This window comes from Streptomyces sp. NPDC086989 (assembly GCF_044745505.1).
Classification (GTDB): Bacteria; Actinomycetota; Actinomycetes; order Streptomycetales; family Streptomycetaceae; genus Streptomyces.
Genome location: NZ_JBIVAL010000008.1, coordinates 282429 through 305136, shown reverse-complemented (window position 1 = coordinate 305136; position 22708 = coordinate 282429). Strand labels below are relative to the sequence as shown.

At 71.4% G+C, this 22708-nt stretch carries 30 protein-coding genes; 8 read left to right on the top strand and 22 right to left on the bottom strand.

Annotated elements, in window-relative coordinates; genetic code table 11:
• The first annotated feature begins 14 nt into the window (after window positions 1-14).
• From ACIPK4_RS21640 to ACIPK4_RS21625, 4 genes are all read left to right on the top strand, one after another.
• Entirely contained in the window at window positions 15-644 is a 630-nt protein-coding gene (locus tag ACIPK4_RS21640) for a flavodoxin family protein (protein ID WP_402314941.1), read from the top strand.
• Window positions 645-679: 35 nt separating this feature from the next.
• Entirely contained in the window at window positions 680-922 is a 243-nt protein-coding gene (locus ACIPK4_RS21635; protein WP_402314939.1) for a hypothetical protein, read from the top strand.
• Complete coding sequence (locus tag ACIPK4_RS21630) at window positions 919-1923, top strand: PHP domain-containing protein (protein ID WP_402314937.1); 1005 nt, start codon at window positions 919-921, stop codon at window positions 1921-1923. Before ACIPK4_RS21635 ends, ACIPK4_RS21630 begins: the two co-directional genes overlap by 4 nt.
• 684 nt (window positions 1924-2607) lie before the next feature.
• Window positions 2608-2817, top strand: coding sequence for a hypothetical protein (locus ACIPK4_RS21625; RefSeq protein ID WP_402314935.1), 210 nt, complete (start codon window positions 2608-2610; stop codon window positions 2815-2817).
• A 378-nt stretch (window positions 2818-3195) separates the two neighbouring features.
• Here the strand turns inward: ACIPK4_RS21625 and ACIPK4_RS21620 are convergent, their stop codons facing one another.
• The 9 genes from ACIPK4_RS21620 to ACIPK4_RS21580 all read right to left on the bottom strand — a co-directional run bounded on the left by ACIPK4_RS21620 (window position 3196) and on the right by ACIPK4_RS21580 (window position 7475).
• Complete coding sequence (locus ACIPK4_RS21620) at window positions 3196-3606, bottom strand: SsgA family sporulation/cell division regulator (RefSeq protein ID WP_402314933.1); 411 nt, start codon at window positions 3604-3606, stop codon at window positions 3196-3198.
• 91 nt (window positions 3607-3697) lie between these two features.
• A complete protein-coding gene (locus tag ACIPK4_RS21615) occupies window positions 3698-4093 on the bottom strand; it encodes a gas vesicle protein K (protein ID WP_402314931.1) in 396 nt (131 codons plus the stop codon).
• Window positions 4083-4304, bottom strand: coding sequence for a gas vesicle protein (locus ACIPK4_RS21610; protein ID WP_402314930.1), 222 nt, complete (start codon window positions 4302-4304; stop codon window positions 4083-4085). The genes ACIPK4_RS21615 and ACIPK4_RS21610 overlap by 11 nt, the downstream gene beginning before the upstream one ends.
• On the bottom strand, window positions 4301-5122 hold the full coding sequence (locus tag ACIPK4_RS21605; protein WP_402314928.1) for a GvpL/GvpF family gas vesicle protein: 822 nt from the start codon (window positions 5120-5122) through the stop codon (window positions 4301-4303). Before ACIPK4_RS21605 ends, ACIPK4_RS21610 begins: the two co-directional genes overlap by 4 nt.
• Window positions 5119-5502 carry a gas vesicle protein gene (locus ACIPK4_RS21600; protein ID WP_402315202.1) on the bottom strand — a complete coding sequence of 128 codons (384 nt, stop codon included), beginning with the start codon at window positions 5500-5502 and terminating at the stop codon, window positions 5119-5121. The genes ACIPK4_RS21605 and ACIPK4_RS21600 overlap by 4 nt, the downstream gene beginning before the upstream one ends.
• A 72-nt stretch (window positions 5503-5574) precedes the next feature.
• Entirely contained in the window at window positions 5575-5823 is a 249-nt protein-coding gene (locus tag ACIPK4_RS21595) for a gas vesicle protein GvpG (protein ID WP_054227011.1), read from the bottom strand.
• Between the two features lie 55 nt (window positions 5824-5878).
• Window positions 5879-6598 (bottom strand): GvpL/GvpF family gas vesicle protein, encoded by a 720-nt coding sequence (locus ACIPK4_RS21590; protein WP_402314924.1) that lies wholly within the window; start codon window positions 6596-6598, stop codon window positions 5879-5881.
• A gap of 3 nt (window positions 6599-6601) precedes the next feature.
• Window positions 6602-7072 carry a gas vesicle structural protein GvpA gene (locus tag ACIPK4_RS21585; RefSeq protein WP_402314921.1) on the bottom strand — a complete coding sequence of 157 codons (471 nt, stop codon included), beginning with the start codon at window positions 7070-7072 and terminating at the stop codon, window positions 6602-6604.
• A 28-nt stretch (window positions 7073-7100) separates the two neighbouring features.
• Window positions 7101-7475 carry a gas vesicle protein gene (locus ACIPK4_RS21580; protein WP_402314919.1) on the bottom strand — a complete coding sequence of 125 codons (375 nt, stop codon included), beginning with the start codon at window positions 7473-7475 and terminating at the stop codon, window positions 7101-7103.
• A 192-nt stretch (window positions 7476-7667) separates the two neighbouring features.
• Here ACIPK4_RS21580 and ACIPK4_RS21575 point away from each other — a divergent pair, with 192 nt between their 5' ends.
• Window positions 7668-8738 (top strand): histone protein, encoded by a 1071-nt coding sequence (locus ACIPK4_RS21575; protein WP_402314916.1) that lies wholly within the window; start codon window positions 7668-7670, stop codon window positions 8736-8738.
• Window positions 8739-8741: 3 nt separating this feature from the next.
• Complete coding sequence (locus tag ACIPK4_RS21570) at window positions 8742-9830, top strand: SRPBCC family protein (RefSeq protein WP_402314913.1); 1089 nt, start codon at window positions 8742-8744, stop codon at window positions 9828-9830.
• A 145-nt stretch (window positions 9831-9975) separates the two neighbouring features.
• Here the strand turns inward: ACIPK4_RS21570 and ACIPK4_RS21565 are convergent, their stop codons facing one another.
• Together ACIPK4_RS21565 and ACIPK4_RS21560 are read right to left on the bottom strand one after the other, a co-directional pair.
• Entirely contained in the window at window positions 9976-10170 is a 195-nt protein-coding gene (locus ACIPK4_RS21565; protein WP_376191544.1) for a CsbD family protein, read from the bottom strand.
• Window positions 10171-10261: 91 nt separating this feature from the next.
• Entirely contained in the window at window positions 10262-11068 is an 807-nt protein-coding gene (locus tag ACIPK4_RS21560; RefSeq protein WP_402314909.1) for an alpha/beta fold hydrolase, read from the bottom strand.
• Window positions 11069-11233: 165 nt separating this feature from the next.
• Here ACIPK4_RS21560 and ACIPK4_RS21555 point away from each other — a divergent pair, with 165 nt between their 5' ends.
• A complete protein-coding gene (locus tag ACIPK4_RS21555; RefSeq protein ID WP_402314907.1) occupies window positions 11234-12097 on the top strand; it encodes a helix-turn-helix domain-containing protein in 864 nt (287 codons plus the stop codon).
• A 55-nt stretch (window positions 12098-12152) separates the two neighbouring features.
• Here the strand turns inward: ACIPK4_RS21555 and ACIPK4_RS21550 are convergent, their stop codons facing one another.
• The 3 genes from ACIPK4_RS21550 to ACIPK4_RS21540 are packed head-to-tail and all read right to left on the bottom strand — an operon-like array spanning window position 12153 to window position 16013.
• On the bottom strand, window positions 12153-14309 hold the full coding sequence (locus tag ACIPK4_RS21550; RefSeq protein ID WP_402314905.1) for a xanthine dehydrogenase family protein molybdopterin-binding subunit: 2157 nt from the start codon (window positions 14307-14309) through the stop codon (window positions 12153-12155).
• A gap of 37 nt (window positions 14310-14346) precedes the next feature.
• Window positions 14347-15363 (bottom strand): FAD binding domain-containing protein, encoded by a 1017-nt coding sequence (locus ACIPK4_RS21545; RefSeq protein WP_402314902.1) that lies wholly within the window; start codon window positions 15361-15363, stop codon window positions 14347-14349.
• A complete protein-coding gene (locus ACIPK4_RS21540; protein WP_402314900.1) occupies window positions 15360-16013 on the bottom strand; it encodes a 2Fe-2S iron-sulfur cluster-binding protein in 654 nt (217 codons plus the stop codon). The genes ACIPK4_RS21545 and ACIPK4_RS21540 overlap by 4 nt, the downstream gene beginning before the upstream one ends.
• A 313-nt stretch (window positions 16014-16326) precedes the next feature.
• On the opposite strand from ACIPK4_RS21540, the gene ACIPK4_RS21535 reads away from it, so the two are divergent.
• Complete coding sequence (locus ACIPK4_RS21535; protein ID WP_402315200.1) at window positions 16327-16707, top strand: low affinity iron permease family protein; 381 nt, start codon at window positions 16327-16329, stop codon at window positions 16705-16707.
• Window positions 16708-16720: 13 nt separating this feature from the next.
• On the opposite strand, the gene ACIPK4_RS21530 is transcribed toward ACIPK4_RS21535, so the two are convergent.
• The 8 genes from ACIPK4_RS21530 to ACIPK4_RS21495 form a co-directional block, all read right to left on the bottom strand.
• On the bottom strand, window positions 16721-18541 hold the full coding sequence (locus ACIPK4_RS21530; protein WP_402314898.1) for a complex I subunit 5 family protein: 1821 nt from the start codon (window positions 18539-18541) through the stop codon (window positions 16721-16723).
• Window positions 18542-18545: 4 nt separating this feature from the next.
• Window positions 18546-18893 carry a sodium:proton antiporter gene (locus ACIPK4_RS21525; RefSeq protein ID WP_376191556.1) on the bottom strand — a complete coding sequence of 116 codons (348 nt, stop codon included), beginning with the start codon at window positions 18891-18893 and terminating at the stop codon, window positions 18546-18548.
• Window positions 18893-19645, bottom strand: a complete 753-nt coding sequence (locus ACIPK4_RS21520) for an MnhB domain-containing protein (protein ID WP_402314896.1) — start codon at window positions 19643-19645, stop codon at window positions 18893-18895. Before ACIPK4_RS21520 ends, ACIPK4_RS21525 begins: the two co-directional genes overlap by 1 nt.
• Window positions 19642-19935, bottom strand: a complete 294-nt coding sequence (locus ACIPK4_RS21515; RefSeq protein WP_402314894.1) for a Na(+)/H(+) antiporter subunit B — start codon at window positions 19933-19935, stop codon at window positions 19642-19644. Before ACIPK4_RS21515 ends, ACIPK4_RS21520 begins: the two co-directional genes overlap by 4 nt.
• Entirely contained in the window at window positions 19932-20234 is a 303-nt protein-coding gene (locus ACIPK4_RS21510; RefSeq protein ID WP_159044587.1) for a monovalent cation/H(+) antiporter subunit G, read from the bottom strand. Before ACIPK4_RS21510 ends, ACIPK4_RS21515 begins: the two co-directional genes overlap by 4 nt.
• A gap of 36 nt (window positions 20235-20270) precedes the next feature.
• Entirely contained in the window at window positions 20271-20561 is a 291-nt protein-coding gene (locus tag ACIPK4_RS21505; protein WP_402314892.1) for a monovalent cation/H+ antiporter complex subunit F, read from the bottom strand.
• Window positions 20558-20737, bottom strand: coding sequence for a hypothetical protein (locus ACIPK4_RS21500; RefSeq protein ID WP_402314890.1), 180 nt, complete (start codon window positions 20735-20737; stop codon window positions 20558-20560). The genes ACIPK4_RS21505 and ACIPK4_RS21500 overlap by 4 nt, the downstream gene beginning before the upstream one ends.
• Window positions 20738-21441: 704 nt before the next feature.
• The gene (locus tag ACIPK4_RS21495; protein ID WP_402314888.1) at window positions 21442-22467 is read right to left on the bottom strand and encodes an SDR family oxidoreductase; all 1026 of its coding nucleotides are present in this window, start codon (window positions 22465-22467) and stop codon (window positions 21442-21444) included.
• Window positions 22468-22708 lie beyond the last annotated feature (241 nt).

Here is a 22708-nt window from a genome sequence, read left to right as displayed (position 1 = left end):
GGTAGCCGGATCACATGGACACCACCACCGAAACCACGCCGCTGCGCGCTGTCGCGCTGGTCTGCACGCTCTCCCCGTCGCCGAAGCGGTCCAGCTCGCAGTTGCTGGCCGAGCAGGCCATGGCGGCCCTGGCCGATCACGGCGTCACCGGAAAGGTGATCCGGATCGCCGACCACGACGTCAAGCCGGGAGTCGAGGTCGACATGGGGGACGGTGATGCCTGGCCGGAGATCCGCGACACGATCCTGGGCTGCGACATCCTGATCCTGTCCACGCCCATCTGGCTCGGCCACCCCTCCAGCCTCGCCCAGCGTGTCCTGGAACGCCTCGACGCCGAACTGGGCGAGAGCGATGACGAAGGTCGCATGCTGACGTACGGCAAGGCGGCAGCCGTGTGTGTGGTCGGCAACGAGGACGGCGCCCACCACGTCAGCGCCGAACTCTTCCAGGGCCTGGGCGACGTCGGCTTCTCCCTCGCCCCGAACGCCGTCACCTACTGGGTCGGCGAAGCCATGCAGGGCACTGACTACCAGGACCTCGACAAGACCCCCGAGAAGACCGCCGCGACGACCAAGACCCTCGCCGCGAACACCGCGCACCTCGCGCGCCGTCTCAAGGCCGCTCCCTACCCGCCCTCTTCCTGACGTTGCCCACCCGGCCCTGCCAGAAGGAGACCACCATGCCCTCCCATGAGCAGGCCCGCCTGGTCGCCCCGCAGGGCTACCCGCGCAGTCCTCAGCCCCGCGACCGCGCCATGCCCGAGTCCGTGGTCGTCTCCCTCCGCCACAGCCTGGTCCAGATGCCGAGGGAGCGAGACATCCGGGCCGATGGCGTGGCCCCCGGACCGGTCCTCAGCTGCGACCAGGCCTCCTACATGACCGGCGATGTGGTCAACGGCGCCGGTGGAGTCCCCTTCCCGTGACTCCGGACGAGGCTCTGCGCCGGATCGCCTTCCTCCTCGAATGGCGCGGGGCGTCCCCCTACCGGGTGCGGGCCTTCCACACGGCAGCCGATGCCGCCCGCGGCCTGCCGCCGGGCCCGGTGGACGCCGCGCACGTCGAACGACTGCACGGAGTGGGCCCGGTCACCGCCGCGGTGATCTCCCAGGCGTCGACAGGCGCCGTACCGGACTACCTCGCCCGCCTGGAGGCCGAAGCCGACCCGAACGCCCGCGCCGGATGGGCCCTCGCAGCTGCGAGCACCGGGGACTGCCACCTGCACTCCGATTGGTCGGACGGCGGCAGCCCGCTCGACGACATGGCCGACGCAGCGCGCGCCCTCGGCCATCAGTGGGCCGTTCTGACCGATCACTCGCCGCGGCTGACGATCGCCCACGGGCTGAGCGCGGAACGGCTGAGAAGCCAACTACAGGCCGTGGCCGCCGTGAACGCCAGGCTGGGCCCGGGCTTCCGGCTGCTGACCGGCATCGAGTGCGACATCCTCGACGACGGCTCACTCGACCAGGACGAAGACCTGCTCGGCCGTCTCGACATCGTCGTGGCCTCCGTGCACTCCAAGCTCCGCTCGCCACCCGGACCGATGACCGCCCGCCTGCTGGCCGCGGTGCGCAACCCGCACGTCGATGTGCTGGGCCACTGCACGGGACGGATCATCACCGGTCGGGGACGCCCGCAGTCCCAGTTCGACGCCGAGGCCGTGTTCACCGCCTGCGCGGAGTCCGGCACCGCGGTGGAGATCAACTGTCGGCCAGAACGGCGGGACCCGCCGGACGACCTGCTCCTCCAGGCCGCGGTGGCGGGCTGCCGCTTCGCGGTGGACACCGACGCCCACGCCCCCGAACAGCTGCACTGGCAGAGCACGGGCTACGCACGCGCGGCACGGATCGGTCTGGGGGAAGACCGGCTGATCACGAGCTGGTCGCTGAGCCGGCTACTGACCAGCAGAAGCACCCCGCGCCGCTGACCTCCGGGCGCGGCGTTCCGCCCGGCCCGCACTGCGCTTCCCGCTGCGGCATGACGTCGCGTGACGTCGCGGTGAGGGAGCCCCGCCGGCCGCGGCACGGGTCATGGCCCCGCCTCGGCAAGGGTCCGGGCCAGCTCGGCCTGACCCGCCGCGTCCGCGATGCCGACGGCCCGCCGCAGTTCGCTGCGGCCCGGCGGTCGCGGCACGCAGCTCCCGCAGCCGTAAACCGCGCGCGAACGGGGTGAACTCGGAAGCCAGGACGATCGCCCCGTCGTCCGCCCCCAGCACGCACACACCACCGGATTCGACCTCTCCGACGACGTCGACCAGCACGCACGTGCTTCTCCGGGACACACTGATCTCCAGCCCACCGGCCTCGGCCAACAGGTGGGCGGGACCTGTGGGACCCGTACCTGTCCTCATGCCGCACACCCACACCTACCCGGCACCGGACGATTCCGCTGTGCGAGAGCCCTCCGAGGATGAAGAACCTGGGAGGCCACGCGGCGGCACGGCGTGGCGCCGGGGGCCGACGCAGTGACCTGCCAGAGTACCGAGGGCGCCACCTGGAGGAACCGCATCGTGCCGCTCGGTGACCGGCGCGCGGACCGCGCGCCCGAGCCGGAGAAGCAGTCCGGTGCGACGACCACCCAACCGGGCCGCTCACGAGAGGATGCCACGGCCATGACGAAGAAGCACACGACGCACACCAGCCAACCGGCGCGCCGAAAGGCCGCCCTCATCGCCGACCAGCTGCCCGGCTCGGCCGGAGGCGGCGTTCCCCCGGCCGGCGGCGCCGTGGCGCTACCGTCGGTGCGGCCCCTGGGCGGCCTGCTGCTCACAGCCGTCAGCGTGGTCGCGTACCTCGTTTGGCGCGGCAGGAAGCACCATTGAGCACCGAACACAGGCCCGGCCCTTGCTCTCCCCCGGCACGGCTACGGGCCACGGAACCAACGGAACCGGCCACCGGCCGCGGGGGAGGGTGGCGACCCGGTAACGGGCGGTAGGAGGTGAGGGGGTCGAAACGGCTCTGCGGAGGCCCGGAAAGGCGTGTCCGGAGGCAACGCGGGCAGGAGCTCCGTGCCGGCCACCGCCTCACCCCCGCGGCCCCCGGCCACCAGATGCTTCGGCTGCCGTACCTGACGGACTCGGCGGCCCTCTCCCCCATCGGCTCCGCATGACGGCCCTGGCCGGCACCGTCAGGACTGTGTACGGCGACCCCCTCCGCGATGGGCGGCGAACCGGGCGGGCGCACTGACGACAGCCTGCGCGTCAGCGTGCCAACAACTCGTCGAGGAGCTTGTCGACGTCGAGGAACTCCTCGCCCGCGCCGGTGACGGTGTACGCCTCGTCCAGGAAGTCCGTGAGCGCGCGGGCCTCCACGAAGACGACGGCGTCTCCTCGCCCCTCCCCGGTGAGGCCCCGCAAAGAGACGCGGAGCTCGTCGACTCCGTCCGCCGTGTGAGGGCAGAACCTGACGTCTCCCTCACCCACCGAGCGGCGCAGTCCCTCTGCGAGCATCTGCCGGTCGAAGTGCCAACGGGCCAGGGCCGTGGGGCCGTCGAAGAACGTGACCTGGACCGCGTACGGGTCCTCACCGTCGTACGCGAAGTGGGCGAGGAGGGGCACACGGCCCCACGCCGCGTCCAGATGGACAGTGAGCAGAGCGGATGTGAACGACATCGACGGTCCTCCAGGGTGGCATGCACGGTTGCACTCGTCTGCCCCGCCTTGCCCTTGGCACACGGCCCACCGACTGGAGAACCGCGAGTGGTCAGTCGTTGGGTGGGAGCAGGGGGCCGAGAGGGCCGAGGTCGAGATTGAGGTCTTCGAGGGCGTACCCGTGTTCGGCACACAGAGCGGCGAGGCTGTCGTGCAGGGCGAGGAGAGTGGCGCCGAGCTCCTCTTCCTGTTCGTCGGTGAGGTCCCCGTTGTCGACTCGGCGCAGGGCCTGCCGTTCGATGAGCTGGCGCAGGAGTTCTACCAGGGTCAGGACGAGTTTGAGGAGGTCTTCGCCGACGGTGTCAGGGTCGGTGCCAAGGCGGTGGGCGGGGCGGCCCGGCCGTTCCTGCACGTCGGGAGGTGCCTGGATGAGCTGGAAGGCGCGTGAGAGGTTGTCGCCGGCGTCCTGGAGTTTCCGGCGTGCGGGATCGGGCCGGTCATGGTTCACCGCGGCCGCCCTCCTGCAGCCGGAACGAACCGGCCTCGGAGCTGACGGAGACGATGAGGGTGCGCAGGGAGATGCGGACGAGGTCGATGTCGGCTATGGACAGCACGATGTCGCCGGTGATGACGACACCGCCGCTGAGGAGCCGGTCGAGGAGGTCGACCAGGGCGACCTGGCGGCCGGGCAGGGGTTCGTCGTATCCGGTGAGGCTCATGGTTGCTGAAGGGCGTCGGCCGGTGGCATGGCGAAGGAATAGGGGGCCCAGGGGCCGGTGATCTCGATGCGGAGATCGGGGTAGCCGCGGGCCGCGTCGGCGATGGCGGTGCGGAACTGCTCGGCCTCGCCGTCGGGAACCAGGTAGGCGTCGTTGAGGACGTTCTCCTGGGGTCCGGCGAGAGCACTGCGCTGGGGTGCGTGGCGTACGCGGCGGGTGGTGTGGCGGGCGGCGATCGCTTCGACGGCCTGGGCGGCCTGCTGTGCCTGTTGGTGGACGGCCTCACGTGCGTGGTGCTGGGCTTTGCGGGCGTTCAGATAGGCCTTGCCCGGGCTGGCGGGAGATGCGGTGGTGGTCTCGGCGGGGGACGGGGCCGCGGCGGAGGCGCGCGGGGCGAGGTAGATCTTGACGCCGTATTCGGTGTGGGCGCGGAGCTGGTCGAGTCGCTGGGTGAAAACGTGCTGCTGCGCAGTGAGGGCGTGGCGGGCCCGGGCGTCGTCCTGGTAGACGGTGGCCATCCGCAGGGGCAGGACGGGGGCGTGGGCAGCGATGGCCTGGACGACGTCATGGTGGGTGCGGGCAACGTTCTCAAGCCAGTGCAGGTCTTCGAAGTGTCGTCTGAGTCCGGTCTCGTCGAACTCGTTTTCGGGCACGTCACTGGCGACGAAGGCGAGCGGGACGGTGCCGTCGCCGACTGCGGCAGTCAGGAGGCGGAGGGGTGTGCGGCCGATTCCGTGCACGGCCGGGAGCGCGGCTTCCAGGGGGGCGGTCGGCTGGGTCACGGCGTAGACGTAGGTGAGCGGGCGGGGCGTGCTCATGGCGGGCTCCTGCGTCTGCTGCGGGTGCGGGGGCCGTCATCGCCCGGGCCGCCGTCATCGCCCGGGCCGGCTTCGTCATCGGGCTGCGCGTGTCCGAGCTGGCCGCGGAGGTCTTCGAGTTCTGCCCGCAGGCGGCGGTTCTCCTGCTCCAGGGGGCTGCCGGTGTGCCGACTGGACAGGGAGGGGTCGTGTTCCCACCAGTCGATCCCCATCTCCTTGGCCTTGTCGACGGAGGCGATCAGAATGCGGAGTTTGATGGTCAACAGCTCGATGTCGAGAAGGTTGATGCGGATGTCGCCGGCGATGACGATGCCCTTGTCCAGGACCCTCTCCAGGATGTCGGCGAGACTGGAGGAGGAGGTTTGCTGCCCGTACGGCATCGGTGTGCGGGAAGCGAAACTCCCGGGTCGGCCGGGCAGGGGTTCGGTCACGGTGGCGCTCCCGCCTCGTTCTCAGCGCAGCTGTTGCCGGAACTCTGCGATCTCCGACAGTCGGTCGATGAGCTCGTCTTCCAAGAGGTCGAAGGTTTCCTGGTCGATCTCTCCGCGCAGCAGCTGCTGTTCGAGTTCGGCGAGCTGGCGCCAGATCGGGGCGGGGTCGTAGTACTCCTCTTCGGCCTGGTCGACGACGCGCTGGGCGACCCAGGTGACGGCCCGCACGGGTGCGACGGGGAGCGTCAGCAGGTGGGTCAGCAGTCCCATGGTCCTCTCCTCCCGGGTACAGGGTCGGCGATGTGGTTGCGTGGCGAGGATGTGGTTACGTGACGAAGGTGTAGGGGGGCAGGGGGCCGGAGAACCTGAGGTCGACGTCACTGCCCATCCGGGCGGCCAGATCGGCCTGCGCGGTGCGCAGGGCCTCCTGCTGTTCGTCGGGGACGAGGAGGGAGAGGTTGAGGAAGTCGGTTCCCGAAGGGCTGTGAGCGAGGTGCTCGCGGGAGAACGGCAGCAGTGCTTCGGTCAGGTCTGCCGCAAGGGTCTCCTGCCGCGCCTGCACCTCGTGCGCGACCAGTTCTCCGAGGGCCAGCGGAAGTCCCGGGTCCCGGTCCCCCTCACGGATCCGGTCGTTGAGGGCCCGCGCGTCGGGCACATCCTCGAGGATCTGCTGCAGGAGAGGCGTCTCATCGGCCTGCGAGGCCCGGACGTGGAACTCGGCGCACCCCTCCAGCCGCCCGAGGGCGGCCAGGTAGTCATCGGCGTTGCGCTCCAGCACCTGGCGGACGGTGAGGTCGTCGGGGGCGGTGTAGCCGAACTGGAGCGGCAGGATCACCCCGTCCCGCATGAGGCTCTCCTGTACCTCCTGGTGGGCCGTGAGGTCCCGGCGTTTGGGCCGGATCTCTTCGGAGATGTCGCTGACCACTGCGCTCAGCGGCCCGGCCGTCACGGTGCGCAGCGGGGAGGGGTCGGAGCCGACACCGCTGAGGCCGTCCAGGCGCCGGGGGTGGTCCTCGGTGGTGATCGAGTACACGTAGAGCGGCATCGGTTACTCCTTCTGCCGGCGTACGGGACGCCGGGCGGGGCGGCGGCGCCGTGGCACCTCTTCCTCTTCCGCCTCCTCTGCCTCTTCCCCCTCCGGCTCGTCGGATGCGGAGGACTTGCCGGTAAGGGAGTCGGTCACGGATTCCACCACCCCGCTGAGCGCTCCCTTGGTCTTCCCGCGGGAGCCGCTCTCGACCATGTCCCCCATGACGTCGGTCAGCTGGGCCGGCGCCTTTCGGCCGGCTTCGAGGTCGAGGCGGTTGCATGCCTCGGCGAAGCGGAGGTAGGTGTCGACGCTCGCCACCACGATCCGGGCGTCGATCTTGATGAGTTCAATGCCCACCAGGGAGACACGGACGAAGACATCGATGACGAGGCCGCGGTCGAGGATGAGCTCCAGGACGTCGTAGAGACTGCTCGTGCCACCTCCCTGCCCGCGGGCGATGGGGCTGCCGCCCTGCGGCACCATGGTCATGGCGCCTCCTTCCGCCGACGGGCCTTGCTCAGGTCAGCCGGTCGATCATGCCGCGGCTGTAGCGGCGCGTACGTTCGTAGGAGATCAGCTGGCCCTCTTCGTCGAGCGCGACGCGGTAGCTGGCCATCACGCTGGTGGTGTCAGGGATCCGCTCAAGTTCGACCACCTCCACCTGAGCCTCCCACCCCTCGTCGGTCGGCTTGAGCGAGGAGACGGAGTCGGGGAACCGGCCCAGCAGTTCAGCCAACTGCTCCGCCGCCGCACGCATCGCCGCCGCAGCGCCGGGCGTACCTGGGCGGCGCCGGGGCGCGGGACGTCCGGGCCCCTTCCTGTCCTGCTGTCCACCCTCACCGGCAGTACGCGAAGGCGTGCGCCGGGGGCGTGCAGGTTCTCCTGCGGCCATGTACCACTTCCTCGGGGAGACGGCTCACAGAAACCAGAATGTCACTAAATCTGCGCATAAGTTCTGTGTCTGGGGCAGGAGCTTTGTATCCGCCTGGCCTGACCGGGGGCTTCCGTCAGGTTGCGGTAAATCACGGTCCGCGAGTCCGCGGACGGCACTGACATGCGTGCAGGCTCCCTGGTAGGGGATGACATGGACGACACGACCAAGATCGCACTCGCAGCCGCTGTGGCTGGCGGCTACCTACTCGGCCGCGCGAAGAAGGGCCGCCTGGCATTCACCATGGCCACTTACCTCGCCGGCCGTCGCTTCGGTCTCGAACCCGGACAGCTGCTCAAAGAGGGCGCCTCCCGCCTCAAGGAGATGCCACAGTTCGCCGACCTCGGCGAGCAACTGCGAGGAGAGGCTCTGGACGCCGGAAAGCAGGCTCTGGCTGTTGCGGCCAACCGCAAGCTCGCCGACCTCGCCGACACCATTCACGAACGCACCCTGGAGCTCACCCGCTCGGGCTCGGACCGCGATCAGGAGGATGAGGACGCCGACGAGGAGCCCTACGAGGACGAGGACTACGAGGACGCAGAGGGCGAGGAGGACGAAGAGGGTTACGAGCCGGAGGAGGGGGACGAGGAGGGCTCCGAGGCCGAGGACCAGGCCGACGACGGTGAAGAGGAATACGAATCGGAGGAGGAGGCGGAACAAGACCAGGAGGAGGAACCCGAAGAAGAGGAACCCGAAGAGGAGGAAGAAGAGCCGGAGGAGGAGGAAGAAGAGCCCGAGGAGGAAGAAGAACCCGAGCCGGCCCCACCGCGGCGCCGTGCCCGCTCGCGGCCTCAGCGGCCCGCCGCGGCCAAGCAGGCCACGCCCACGAAGTCGGCGGCGCGTACGAAGAAGGCCGCCCCGACCACGAAGCCCTCATCGGCGAAGAAGGCCCCACCGGCCAAGAAGGCCGCGCCGGCCAAGAGGGCTGCTCCCGCCAAGAAGGCGCCGGCGAAGAAGGCGGCACCCGCCAAGAAGACGGCCGCGAGGAAGACCGCAACCAGCAAGGCGGCACCCGCCAAGAAGAGCACCGCCTCCAGGCCCGCCCCGTCCAAGGCCGCCGCCAAGAAGACGAGCCCCGCACCGCGCAAGAGGGCCTCGGACAAGCGCCCGGCAGGCAAGAGCACGGCCACCAAGGCCACGGCCAAGAAGGCCAGCGGCCGCAGCCCGGCGCGCAAGACGGCCGCCAAGAAGACCGCGGCCCGCAAGCCGTCGGCGCGGAGGTAGGCCATGGCAACCTCAGACCGCTCCCAGGCGTCGGAGTCCGGCTCCGGCATGGACCAGCTCCTCAAGGAACTGTCCGGGTACTTGTCCGCCCAGGCGGACAACCTGGCCGACAAGGCCACCGACAAACTCTCCGACCTCACCGACCAGCTCTACGACGTCGCTGACAACGGCGGCTCGCTTTCCGACGTCGCCGGCATAGGCGGCCGGCTCCTGCAGGGCGACTCCCCCCTTAAAGCCATCGCCGGCCAGAAACTCGGAAACCTCAAGGACAAGGTGACCGACACCGTCTCCCAGGCATTCGGCGGCAAGGGCCGTGGCCGCAAGGGTAGCGGCGGCAAGGTCGTCAACATCGTCGAAGCGATCGATGTGGGCCTGCCCCTGCGCACGGTCTACGACCATTGGACGCAGTACGAGAAGTTCAGCGGGTTCGCCAAAGGCGTCCGCGACGTCTCCCGTGATGACGACACCAACAGCGACTGGAAGGTCAAGGTCGGCCCCTCCACCCGCAGCTGGAAGGCGACCGTCCAGGAACAGGTCCCCGATGACCGCATCGTGTGGACGTCACAGGGCGCCAAGGGCACCACCCGCGGTTGCGTCACGTTCCACGAACTCGCTCCCTCCCTGACACGCATCGTCATCGTCGTCGAGTACTACCCCTCGGGGCTGTTCGAGAAGACCGGCAATCTGTGGCGGGCCCAGGGGCGGCGCCTGCGCCTGGATCTGAAGCACTTCCTCCGCTACACCATGCTCACGACCGACGAACCAGAAGGCTGGCGCGGTGAGATCCGCGACGGCGAGGTCGTAAAGACCCACGAAGAGGCCCTCGACGAGGAGGAACAGGAGCAAGCGGAGGACGAGGGCGAGGACGAGGACGCGTACGAGGACGAGGACGAGGACGACGGCGCAGCCGAGGAAGACGAAGCGGATTACTCGGATGAGGACGACGACGGCGAGGAGGAAGAAGACGGGGAGTACGCGGACGAAACCGAGGAAGAGCCCGCCGAGGAAGAGGCTGAGGAACCCGAAGAGGAACCCGAGGAGGAGGAGGAGACCCGCCGACCCCGCCGGCGCCGGCATCGCCAAGCCGCATGAAGCATCCAGTCCCGACTGCGGGCGCCGGGCATTGCCGAACGCGGGCCCTTGTGGGTGAAGCCCCGGGCTCGCGTTCGGGTTCCTGCGTCCTCAAAGGTTTAAAGGTTTGTCGGGTGTGGCTCTCGATTCAGATCGGCGGCCGCTGCTACTTCCGGCCGCGCAGGGAGTCGTCGACGCCACGGGCACGGTCCTGGGCCTCACCCATGGTTTCCTTCGCCTTGCCCTTCGCCTGGTCGATCTTTCCCTCGGCCTTCATCCGGTCGTTTCCGGTGGCCTTGCCGACGGTCTCCTTGCCCTTCCCCTTCAGCTGCTGCATCTTGCCCTTGGCCTTGTCAGCCATGGCGGGGCTCCCTTCTCGACCATCTCGTCGTTGAACAGAGGTCCTCGCTGTCGCGTCTGCCCCGGGCGACCACGGGTACACATGAAAATGGTCAGCAGCAGCCGAGACGGCCGGTGAGGCTGCCCAGCTCGGCCGCGAGCACGTCGGGGGCTTCCAGCGGCAGGAGGTGTCCGACGCCGGGGACGACGCTCATCTCAGCGTGCGGGATGTAGGGCAGCAGGTGATCTCGCAGTACGTGGGGTGGTTCCACCGCATCGCTTCCGCCGACCAGGACCGTGACCGGAACATTGATCGCCCGAGCGGCGTCCGCGATGTCCGTCGCTATCCCCCGCAGCGGCCACTCCCGGCGGGCTTCGGGGTGCTGGACGGCGAGACTGTCGCGTACGACGGCGGCCCGCAGCGGTTCCGGCAACGGGACGGCGGTCAGGACATGGGTGAGTGCCTGCGCGACGGACTCCGCCGAGTCGTATGCGTGGGACAACCCCTCCTGGTATTGCGGGGTCACCGCGGCGGGCGGCCTCGGCGGCGCGGGCGCGACCAACAGCACGCCGGCCAGTCCCGCGGGCCGGCGCGCGGCGACGACCTGACTCACCTTTGCGCCCATCGAGTGGCCGACCAGCACGAAGCTCCTGAGCTCCATCGCCTCGATCACCTTCCCGAGGTCGTCGGCGAGCTGGTCCAGTGCGTAAGGGCCGGTCAGTGTCCGTGAGGTGCCCCAGCCGCGCTGGTCGAAGCGGACCGTGAGCTGGTCGGCGGGAAGCCTCGCGATGACCGCGTCCCAGGTGGCGGCGGAGCCGCCCCAGTAGTGGACGAACACCAGCGCCGGACCTGTGCGCCCCTTCGAGCGCACTTCGACGGTGCCGCCCGCCACACGTACGGTGCTTGTCTTTTCCATCATTCCCGTTTCCATTCCCGACGCCGGTGCACGGCGGATCGCGACCGTGTCCGCCGCGTGTGTGCAAGCACCACCTGCAGGAGGTGGCGCTCGTCGAAGCTACAGTCGTGCTCCGGGCGCACTACGGTGGAAAGCGACGAAACTCTTGTGGAAAACGGACATCATCCCGTGCGGCAACTGCACTACCTGCCCGCGCTCGGCGCGGCGTACGGGGTAGAGGTTCTCGACTTCGCGCGGCTCCGTGCGATGGACGGCGCGGGTGCACGCACCCGGCCGCAGCGACCGGAGTTCCACGTCCTCGCCCTGGTCGTCTCCGGGCGGGGTGAGCACGTGGCGGACTTCGAGAAGTACCACCTGCGGGCCGGGAGCGTGGTGTCCATCCGGCCCGGCATGGTGCACCGCTGGAGCGAGGTCGACGGCGTTGACGGTCCCCTGATCCTCTTCCGGCCCGGCTTCCTGCCCGACCTGGGCCCAGCTCTTGCGTGGGACCACTTCGCGAGTGCCACCTGGCAGCTCGACCCGCAGGTTCAACCGCATGCGGTGCTGGCGGCCGGCCATCTGCGAGACGAGTACGATCTGGCGGTGCGAGCGCCGCGACTGGCCTCCACCGCGCTTCTGTCCCACCTCCTGGCGGCATTGGTCCTACGGGTGCTGCCGCTCGGGGCCACCAACTCCACCACGGGCACGGGGCGCTCTCAGGACGCGTTCCTGCGCTACCGGGCCGCGGTCGAGGAGCACTTCACCGAGTGGCATCAAGTCGCGGACTACACCCGGGTGACGGGCTACGATCGGCGAACGCTGACCCGGGCCACCCGTGCCGCGACCGGTGTCGGCGCCAAGGAGTTCCTGGACCAGCGGATCGTGCTGGAAGCCAAACGGCTCCTCGCCCACACCGACTTGCCGGTGAACAGATGCGCACGGCGCCTCGGCTTCCAGGACGCCGCGAACTTCACCACCTTTTTCCAGCGCGGAACGGGAGCACCGCCCAGCACGTGGCGCACCGCCGATGCCCGCGCTGCACTCCCCTCATGAGGCCGGCGTCCCGGAAACCGGCGGGCCACCGGAGAGCGGTAGGCGCAGACGCGGTTCATCCAGCGTGGTCCGCGGCTTCCTGACCCGTGTCGAGAGCGGCCAGGACACGGTCGGGGGTCAGGGGCAGTTCCCGCAGCCGCCGGCCGGTGGCGTGGCAGACGGCGTTGCCGATCGCCGCGGCCGTGCCGACGATGCCGATCTCCCCGACGCCCTTGCTGCCCATCGGGTTGAGGTGCTTGTCGTGCTCGTCGATCCAGTGGGCCTCGATGGCGGGGACGTCGGCGTTGGCCGGCACGTGGTATGCGGCCAGGTCCCGTTCCGCGAAGTCGCCGAACTCCGGGTCGAGTCCGCTGTGCTCGGTGAGCGCCATGCCAAGCCCCATCACCATTCCCCCGATGAACTGGGAGCGGGCGGTGAGCGGGTTGAGGATGCGACCGGCCGCGAAGACGCCGAGCAGCCTGCGGACGCGTACCTCGCCCGTGACGGTGTCGGCCTGGACCTCGGCGAAGTGAGCTCCGAACGAGTGGCGCGCGTACGGGGACTTCTGGTTCGCCGACTGGGTGGTGTCCGCGGAGGCCGAGAGCCCGACGGCGGGCAGCGGCCCCTGGTGTCGGGCCAGCCGGTCGGTCAGAGCGGTACACGCGTCGTGGACCGCCCAGCCCCAGGACGCCGTTCCGGTGGAGCCGCCGGCGACGGGGCTGGGCGGCAGCGCGCTGTTGGCGATGGTCAGCGAGACGTCGTCGAGCCGGACGTGCAGGGCGTCGGCGGCGATCTGGGCCAGGACCGTCCGGGCGCCGGTGCCGATGTCGGTGGCGTTGACCTCGACCAGGTAGCTCCCGTCGGGCCGGGCGTGGGCCCGGGCGCCGCAGGGGGCGATGTACACGGGGTAGGTGGCGGCGGCCACTCCGGTCCCGATGAGGAGCGGCCCCTCGCGGTGGGGTGGTCGGCGGCCGGCCCAGCCGAACCGGCGCGCGCCGTCGCGCAGGCACTCCACAAGGTGGCGGCTGCTGAACGGGCGGCCGCTGTCGGGCTCGGTGGAGCTGTCGTTGCGTACGCGCAGCTCGACGGGGTCCATGCCGAGGGCGTCGGCGAGCTCGTCCATGGCCGACTCCAGGGCGTACATGCCGGGGGTTTCGCCGGGGGCTCGCATCCAGGAGGGCGTGGGTACGTCGAGGGCGGTGACGCGGTGGGTGGTGCGGCTGTCGTGGACGGCGTACATCACCCGGGCGGGCACGCCGGCCTGTTCGACGAACTCGCGGATCTGCGAGGTGTGGGTGGTGACCTCGTGGACGAGGGCGGTGAGGGTGCCGTCGGGGCGGGCGCCGAGCCGGAGGTGGTGGAGGGTGGGCGCGCGGTGTCCGACGACGGCGGCCAGGTGTTGCCGGGGCAGCGAGAGCGTGACGGGGCGCCCGCAGTGCCGGGTGGCCATCACGGCGAGGACGACGTGGGGGCGCGGGGTGCCCTTGGAGCCGAATCCGCCACCGACGTGTTCGGCCAGGACGGTGATCTGGTCCTCCGCCAGCCGGAACAGCCCAGCCAGGACATTGCGCACGATCGTCGTGCCCTGGCAGGAGTCGTGCACGGTGAGGTGGCCGCGTTCGGCGTCCCAGTCGGCGGTTGCGGCGTGCGGTTCCATCGGGTGGTTGTGCAGCGGCGGCACCGAGTAGCGGACGTCGACGCGTACGGGCGCGTCGGCGAACGCCGTGTCCGGGTCGCCCTGTTCGCGGTGCGCGGGATAGCCGCCGTTCGCCTGCTCGGGGGTGTACAGGCCCGGGTGCCCTTCGCGCAGCGTGACGTCGTGCTGTTCGCTTTCGTACGTGACTCGCACGGCGTCGGCAGCGGCCCGCGCGCCCTCCAGGGTGTCGGCGACGGCCAGGGCGACGTACCAGCCGCGGTGCGGCACCCGCAGGTCCTGCAAGAGTTGCAGGGTGGGGTCGTCGGAGGGACCCAGGCGGGGGGCGTCGTAGGGGGTGAGGACGGCCAGAACGCCGGGCAGGGCCAGGGCTTCGGTGGTGTCGATGCCGGTGATCCGGCCGCGGGCGACGGTCGAGGGCACCGGCCAGGCGTACGCCCGCAGGGGCAGGTGCTGTTCGGCGGCATAGCGGGCGGCGCCGGTCACCTTCTCCCGGCCTTCGCGCCGCGGGACGGAGGAGCCGAGAGCGGCGGCTGGGGCTGAGGCAGTGGATTCGAGGGTGGCGGAGGTCGGGCTCATCGTGGTCCTGTTCCTGGTCGGTGCGGCCGTGGCGCCGCTACGGCGCGGCGGGGGAACCGGGGTGCGTGCCGGCCAGCTCGGCGATGGCGTCACAGGCGAGATTGCGGGCGAGCGGGATCTTGTAGGCGTTGTCCCGCAAGGGCCTCGCCTGCGCGAGTTCGGCGTCGACGGCCGCGCGGACGGCGTCGGGGTGCGGTACGGCGCCGGTCAGCAGCTCCTCGGCCGTGGTCGCGCGCCAGGGCCGGTGGGCGAGGCCGCCGAAGGCGAGGGCGACCAGGCGCACCCGGCCGTCGTCGGCGTCGAGGTCGAGGACGACGGCGACCGAAGCGAGGGCGAAGGCGTACGAGGCGCGTTCGCGGGCCTTGCGGTAGAGGGAGACGGCACCCGACGGGGCGGGGGGCAGCAGCACCGCCGTGATGATCTCCCCGGCGCGGATGACGGTGTCCTGCTCGGGCCGGTCGGCGGGCAGCCGGTGGAACTCGGCGGCCGGGACGGTACGGGTGGTGCCCGTGCCGCCGTACAACTCGACTTCGGCACCCAGCGCGGCGAGGGCCACGGCCATGTCGGAGGGGTTGGTGGCGATGCAGTGCTCGGAGTGTCCGAGTACCGCGTGGTCACGGTGGAGGCCGTCGCGTGCCCCGCAGCCGCTGCCGGGTTCGCGCTTGTTGCAGGGTTTGGAGAGGTCCTGGAAGTAGCCGCAGCGGGTGCGCTGGAGCAGGTTGCCGCCGGTGGTGGCGACGTTGCGCAGCTGGCCGGAGGCGCCGGAGAGCAGCGCCCGGCTGAGGAGCGGGTAGCGGGTGCGCACCAGCGGGTCGGCGGCCAGGTCGCTGTTGCGGACCGTGGCGCCGACGCGCAGACCGCCGTCGGGGAGCTCGTGGATCTCGTCGAGCGGCAGGCGGGAGACGTCGATGAGGGTGCCAGGGGTCTCGACGCCGAGTTGCATCAGGTCCACGAGGTTGGTGCCGCCGGCGAGGTAGCGGGAGCCCGGGTGGGCGGCATAGGCGTCGGCCGCCTCCCGGAGGCTGGTGGCGCGTACGTAGGCGAAGGGTTTCATGCGGTCACCTCCGCACCGGTCGTGGTGGCTGCGGCGTGGGCTTCCGCATCGGCGACGGCTCGGACGATCGCGGGGTAGGCGCCGCACCGGCAGAGGTTTCCGCTGAGCCGCTCCCTGATCTCCTCGGTGGTCAGCACAGCAGGTCCGGACTCCGCCAGGGCCGCGCCGGCGGTGACGTGCGAGGGGTGTCCGACGGCGGCTTCGCGGAGCACGCCGACCGCGGAGCAGAGCTGGCCGGGGGTGCAGTAGCCGCACTGGAAGGCGTCGTGATCCATGAAGGCGCGCTGGAGCGGGTGGAGGGTGCCGTCGGGCCCGGCCAAGCCCTCGACGGTGGTGATCGCGCAGCCGTCGAGGGCCACGGCCAGGAGCAGGCAGCCGTTGGCGCGCCGGCCGTCCACCAGAACGGTGCAGGCACCGCACTGCCCGTGGTTGCAGCCCTTCTTGGCGCCGGTCAGGTCCAGGTGCTCGCGCAGGGCGTCGAGGAGCGTGACCCGGTGGTCCAGGTCGAGGTCATGACGGACACCGTTGACACGCAGGGCCACACGGGAGCGGGCGGTCCCGGCGAGGGCGTCGTCCGAGGTGTGCGGCGCCGGTCCGGCGCCGCCGTCGGGAGCGGGCCGGGGGGTGGGCGGGTCGGTTGCATGGGCCACGACGAGCTCCCTTGACGTCCGTTCGGGGAGGGAATATCCCCTTCGACTGCCCAGACTGACCCCTTGCACGCCCGAGAGCGCCGCACGCCCCCGGTGGCCTCCCCCGTACGGCTCACAGGCGGGAGCGGTCTACACCACTGCGCTCGGGAGGAAGTCAGCCATGTCCGCGCGCGGCGCACGGCGGCTCCCCCCGGGGCCGGCCGCCACCTGAGCTGCGCTTTCTGGGCGTGTTGGCGCCCGGTTGCGCGTCCGGCAACGGCGGCCGACGGACAGTGGAGGTACGCCGCCGGCGTGAGCCTGGATGAACGAGGGTGTGAGAGCTTTGACGTTTCAGCATCCGGCGCGCAAGCGTCAGGACGGTCGGCGGGGTCGGTTCGAGGAGTTCGCCGAACTGGCGTCGAACTTCACCAGTTCGCCGCTGTTCGCGGCGCTGTGCCTGTTGCTGGTGGGCGGTTTCATCGCGGTTCACGTGGCCGGGTTGTCGACGGAGTGGCAGGTACTGGTCGGCGACTCGATGGCGGCGGTGACGCTGTTGCTGCTGGCGATGCTGAAGAACTCCGAGCGGCGGGCCGAGCACGCCATCCAGCGCAAGCTCGACGCGATCGCCCGGGCGATGCTGGAGCAGCAGGAGGGCAAGCGCGGGCAGGCGTACGAGGACCTGAAGGCGGCAGTCGGAATGGAGGAGCGCCTGTAGTGGCGTCCGGGGTTCAGGTCTGGGCGGCGATGGCGATGCACAGCGCGGCGATACCCAGGGCGAGCCAGGCCACGTAGTCACCGATGCGTCCGGAGTGCAGGCGGCGCAGCGTCCGCACGGCCCGGGCCACCGGGTGCTGTGTGGTCAGCTCGGGTGTGCGCTGGTGGACCGCGGCAGTGGCCAGGACGACGGCGATGCCGGTGGACAGCAAACCGAGGAGTACGCCGGTCGCGGTCCATTCGGCGGCCGGCGCGGGGGCGCCCGCGTCGGCTGCGTTCGGCAGGGCGAGGACGGTGGCCGCGTACCGGGCGGGGTCGGTGAAGACGGCCGCCCCGTGGGCCAGGGCAGCCGCGACGGCGGGCAGGACGCCGATCACGACAGCGAGGGTGAGCAAGGCAGCCGGGACGACGGTCATGGCGGGCGGCAGGTCGCGCTGGGGAGAGCGGATCTCGGGTTCCTCTCCCTCGCCGGTCGTCTCCTCCTGGTCTGGACGGCTGCGCGGGACGGGCCCTATGCCGAGGAAGATGCGCAGGGCCGCGCGCAGGGCGGCGGCGCCGGTGACGGCGGATGCTGCGACGAACACGGCGGCCAGCCACGGCTGCCAGCGGGCGGCGGCGTCCTCGGTGAGGGCCTTGCCGAGCCCGGTGCCGAACGGCGGCATACCGGCCAGCGCCAGGGCCCCGGCCACGAACAGCACCCCGACGAGGCGCAGGTCGCGGGCCTTGCCGTGCAGTCCGTGCTCGTCGACGGAGCCGTAGCGGTCCAACAGGATGCCGGTGAGGGCGAACAGCGCGGCCTTCACCAGGCCGTGCGCGGCGACGTACACCGCCGTTCCGGCGGATCCGCGTGGGGTGAGCAGGGCGACTCCGACAAGGAACAGGCCGACGTGGCTGACGGTGGAGAACGCCAGGAGACGTTTGAGGTGGCGCTGCTGCCAGCACATCAGGGCGCCGACGAGGGCGGTCAGGACGCCGAGGGCGGTGAAGGCGGTGCGGAAGGCGGGGTGGGGGATGCCGCCGGGGCCGGAGAAGACGGTCCAGTAGATGCGGGCGATGCCGTAGACGCCGAGTTCGACCATGACACCGGACATCAGCATGCACACCGGCGTGGGCGCCACGGCGTGGGCGTCGGGCAGCCAGAAGTGGAACGGCACCGCCGCGGCCTTGACCAGCAGGGCGGTACAGATCAGGGTGAACGCGACAACGGTCAGTGCGTCGGTGCGATGCGAAGCCAGGCTGGCTCCCAGGCGGGCGAGGTTGAGTTCGCCGGTGCGGGCGTACAGCAGGCCGATGCCGAGCAGGGAGCAGTAGGCGGCGAAGGAGGTGACGATCCCGAAGGTGAGTGCTCCGTGCAGGGGGCGGGGGTCTTCGATCCGGTAACCGGTCAGGGCGTAGGCGGCTGCGCCCATGAGTTCGAAGAAGACGAAGGCGTTGAACAGGTCACCGGTGAGCGCGAAGCCGACCATCCCGGCCTCGAAGAGCAGGATCAGGGCGGGGAAGGCGCCGGCGTGCTCCCCGGTGGGTTCGTCGAAGTACCGCCAGGAGTAGACCACGACCGCCAGGACGAGGACGGCGACCAGCAGCGCCAGGCCGGCGCCGACGGGGTCGGCGGCGAGCACGATGCCCAGGCGGGCGGGCCAGCCGCCCAGGTCCGCGGTGGCGAGGTCGCCGCTGTGTGGCCAGAGCAGGGCCAGGCAGACCACCTCGGTGCTCGCGGCCGCGGTGGCGAGGATGTCGCAGCCGGTCCGGGGCAGGGTCCGGCCGGCGACTGCGAGCAGGGCCGCGCCGAGCAGCGGGATGGCCACGGCGAGCGGCAACAGGGTGGCTTCGGTCACGGTCTCAGCCCTTGAGGCCGGTCAGGGCCTGCGGGTCGACGGTGGCGTGGCGCTTGCGCAGTTGGATCGTCAGGGCCAGCAGCAGTGCGGTGACGGTGGCGCCGACGACCACGTCGGTCAGGGCGAGGGCCTGCACGACGGGGTCGACGACCGGGCGGGTGCCGGGGGTGATGTCGGAATAGACGGGGGCGGTGGCTCCGCGGCGGTATCCGACGGCGAGGAGCAGGAGGTAGGTGGACGACTGGGCGACGGCCAGGCAGCCGATGGCGTGGATGAGGTTGCGGCTCGTGACCAGGCCGAACAGGGCGATCAGCAGCACCCATCCGGCAGCCAGGAACACCCAGGTCCCCATCAGGTGTCTCCGCCTCTGTGCCGGCCGGGGTCGGTGAGCTCGACGGCTTGGTCGAGGAAGTGCGCGAGCAGGCAGATGAGGCCGGAGGCGACCTCGACGCCGACCGCGGCGTTCAGCACCGGGACGGTGCCGCCGGAGGTGATGGTGTTGAACGTGCCCAGCGGCAGCACGTTCTTGAGGAACGCACCGCCGACGATCAGACCGGCCAAGCCGATCAGCGTGTAGGACGCGGCGGCGAGGGAGTCCGCGACATCGAGGACGGTCAGCGGGCGCAGCTGCTTCAGGACGCGGTAGTCGGCGGCGAGGTATGCCAGGTGCAGGGCGGTGGCCAGGACCACGCCGCCCTGGAAGCCACCGCCAGGCGAGAGCTGGCCGTGCGCCACGACGTAGACCCCGACGACCAGGGTGACCGGGAGCAGCAGGGCACCGAACAGGCGGGTGGTGGGCATGACGCGTTCGGCTTCGGCACGGCGGTGGCGTTCGTCGCGTGCCCGGCGCAGCAGCAGGGTCGCGCCGAGGACGGTGCCGAAGAGGATGGACTCCTCGCCGAGGGTGTCGAAGGCGCGGATGTCGAAGTTGACGGAGGAGACGACGTTGGCGGTGCGCCGGTCCAGGGCCGCCGCCACCGCCCGGTCGCCGTACGGGTGGTGCGGGGTTCCGAAGGACGGCAGGCGCAGGCACGCCGCGGTGAAGAAGCCGGCGATCACCAGGGCCGCGACCAGGAACATCACCAGCCGGGAGCGCGCCGTCACCCTTGGCCCCGCTTCTGCGCGCGGTCGCCTTCGCCGTTGCCCGTCTCCCCGCTCGGGGGGCGGGTGACCTTGCGGACGGTGAGCAGGATCAGCAGCGGAGTCAGCGCGGTGCCCACCGCCAGCTGCGACAGAGCGACGTCGGGTGCCTGCAGCACCGCGAACAGCACCGCGAGGCCCAGGCCCAGCACCGAGAGGACGACGGCCTGGCGGGCGGGGTCCTGGGTGAGGACCGCGACCGTGGCGGCCAGGACGACGAAGACGACGGCGGCACCGATCAGCCACTCGTTCACGGCCTGCTCCTCCCCTCGTGTTCAGCCTGGCGGGCGGCGCGGCCGACGGCGATCGCCGTGACCGTCCCGCCGAGAGCGAAGAGCAACCCGATGAACAGGGTCTTGACGGCCGCCCGTCCCGCACCCTGGTCGACGGCCACGGCCGCTGCGATCAGCGGCACCCCGGCCACCGGGGCCGGGGCCAGGGCGTGCAGCCGCATCAGAGTGCCGCGCAACCGCACGAGAGCGGCCGCGGACAGGAGCATGCACGCCACGCCGGCCCACAGCAGCACCAGCACGACCACGTGATGCGGCGTCAATGCGGTCTCCTTCCTCGCCGAGTGGGCGTGGTGCGGTCAGGGCCCGGGGGTGGACTCGTGGGGCCGGGAATCGTGGTGGCGGCCGGTGACGAAGCGGGTGAACACGAGGGTGCCGGCCGGGCCCAGCACGGCCAGCATCAGCGCGAGGTCCTGGTAGGAGGACCGGTCGTAGGCCGGGGGCAGCAGCAGGAAGAGCGCGCCCACCACGCTGGACAGCAGCGATGCTCCGACGAGGCGGCGCACCGCGGTGCCCTGAGCCGCCACCCACAGGCACGCCGGCGCCGGGATCGCGAGCAGGACCAGAGCTGCGGCCGTCCATGCGTTCACCGTGCACTCCCCTTGCCTGCCACGGCCTCTTCCACCGCCCCCGCCCCCGGGCGCAGGGCGTGCACGACGGCCTCGTCGTCAGCGGGAACGTCGAGCACGCAGGTGTCCGCAGACGCGGCGAGCAGCGCGCCGGCCCAGCCGGCCTCCGCTCCGGGCCGCAGCCGCAGGTGTCGCACGGTCGCGCACCCGCCGGATCGGTGACCATGGCTGTCACCAGCACGGCCAGACCGCGCAGGACCGAACCCGGCAGCGCGAGGAGCGCACCCGGCGCCCCCTGGCCCCCACGAAGGCGGCCGCCCGCGGCCAGGCGCATCCGGTGGGCCATGACCGCCGCGCCCAGCGCGGCGAGGACGGCCACCAACAGTTCCACCGGGGACACGGAGCTGATGAACATCACCGTCAGTCCCGTCAACACCGCCCACCACACAACGATCTCGACCAGCGCGCGCACGACCCTCCCTCCCGTTGCCCGTGAGCATGCTCTCCACTGCCGGCGGGGCGCGGCAGGCGGCGCGGGCGGGTATCACCCGCCCGGCCCATTCCCGGCGGCGTTCAGTCCGGCGGCTCCGCAGGGCGGGGCTGCCCCGGCTCCGGCGGGGCGGGCTCGTGACCGGGGCCGGGGCCGGGCCCCGCCGGTTGCGGTGGCTCGGTCGGCGGGACCGGAGAGCCGGGCGGCGCCGGAGGATCCGGGGGCACCGGCGGCCCGGCCGGCTCCGGCGGCTCACTTGTCTGTACGGGGTCAGGCCCGGGGATGATGCCCATGATCATGGGGCTCCTGTCGTGTTCCTCTTCGAGCGGCCGTGGATGTTGCCGTGGCTGTTGCGTTGTTCGCCTCGTTGTTCGCCTCGTTGTTCGCCTCGTTGTACATTCAGCCGCTCCTCTACACGCGGCGCGCCCGCGGGGCGAACCCCGCTTGCACCCGTCCGGCCGCGCGCCGCACCGCGGCGGGGAGGGCGCCGAGCACGTGTGCGGCCCGCTGCTGGCGGCTGCGGGCGGCCGCCCGGTCGTCGAACCGGCCGTGCGCCCCGAAATCCCGTCCGGCATCGACCGGCTCGAACAGGTTGTCCGGGTCCCCAGCCCGGCGCGGGCGGTCCTCCTGCTGCGAGTCGAAGCCGGTCCGGGCCAGGTAGCGGTCCAGCAGACCGGGGACGATCGCGTTGGCCAGCAGCGTGGCCACGGTGCTGCCGCCGACCCAGTACTCGCGCCGCCGAGGGTGGTCGGCGGCGAACAGCACGGCCCGGGCGGCGACCTCGCTCTGGTAGATCGGCGCCACGGGTTGCGCCCGCTTGGACAGGCGGGAGCGGACCCAGTCGAACTGCGGGGTGTTCACGGCCGGCATCTGCACCATGGTGGTGCGCACCCGGGTTCCGGAGGCGAGCAGTTCGCAGCGCAGCGCCTCGTTGAAGCCCTGGATGGCGTGCTTGGCGCCGCTGTAGGCGCTCTGCAACGGGATGCCGCGGTAGGCGATCGCCGAGCCGACCTGCACGATCACCCCTCGGTCGCTGGGCAGCATCCGCTTCAGCGCCGCTTGGGTGCCGTACACGTAGCCGAGGTAGGTGACCTCAGTGACGCGCCGGTACTCGTCGGGGGTGATCTCGGTGAACGGGGCGAACACGGAGGCGAACGCGTCGTTGACCCATACGTCGATCGGGCCGAGTTCCTCCTCCGCCCGGGCGGCGGCCGCCTCCACCGCCTGCGCGTCGGCGACGTCGGCCTCGATGGCGATGACCTGGGCGGCACCCGCCTCCTCGGCATCGCGCACCGCCGCATTCAGGCCGGCCCGGCCGCGGGCGATCAGCGCGAGCCGGTCACCGCGGGCGGCGAACGCCACCGCGCACGCGCGTCCGATGCCTGCGCTGGCGCCGGTGATGACGACGGTCCGTCGCACGGCTTCCACAGGTTCCATGCTGCTGCGCCTTTCCCCGATCCGGCGCGGCAAACGGGCGCGGTGGCCGAGCGGCGCGCCACCGCGGTCGTCCTACGACCTCCTGCAGCCCGCGAGGTACCGTCGCCTGGCCGAGCGGCGCTTCGGCCAGGCCTGCGCCCGGGCCCGGCACGCGATTGCACGCCTCGGCCCGCGGGATGGGGCCATGCGGTCCGGCATCCGGTCCGACTGCGCGTGGGGCCTGGGCACGCGCCGTGAACGG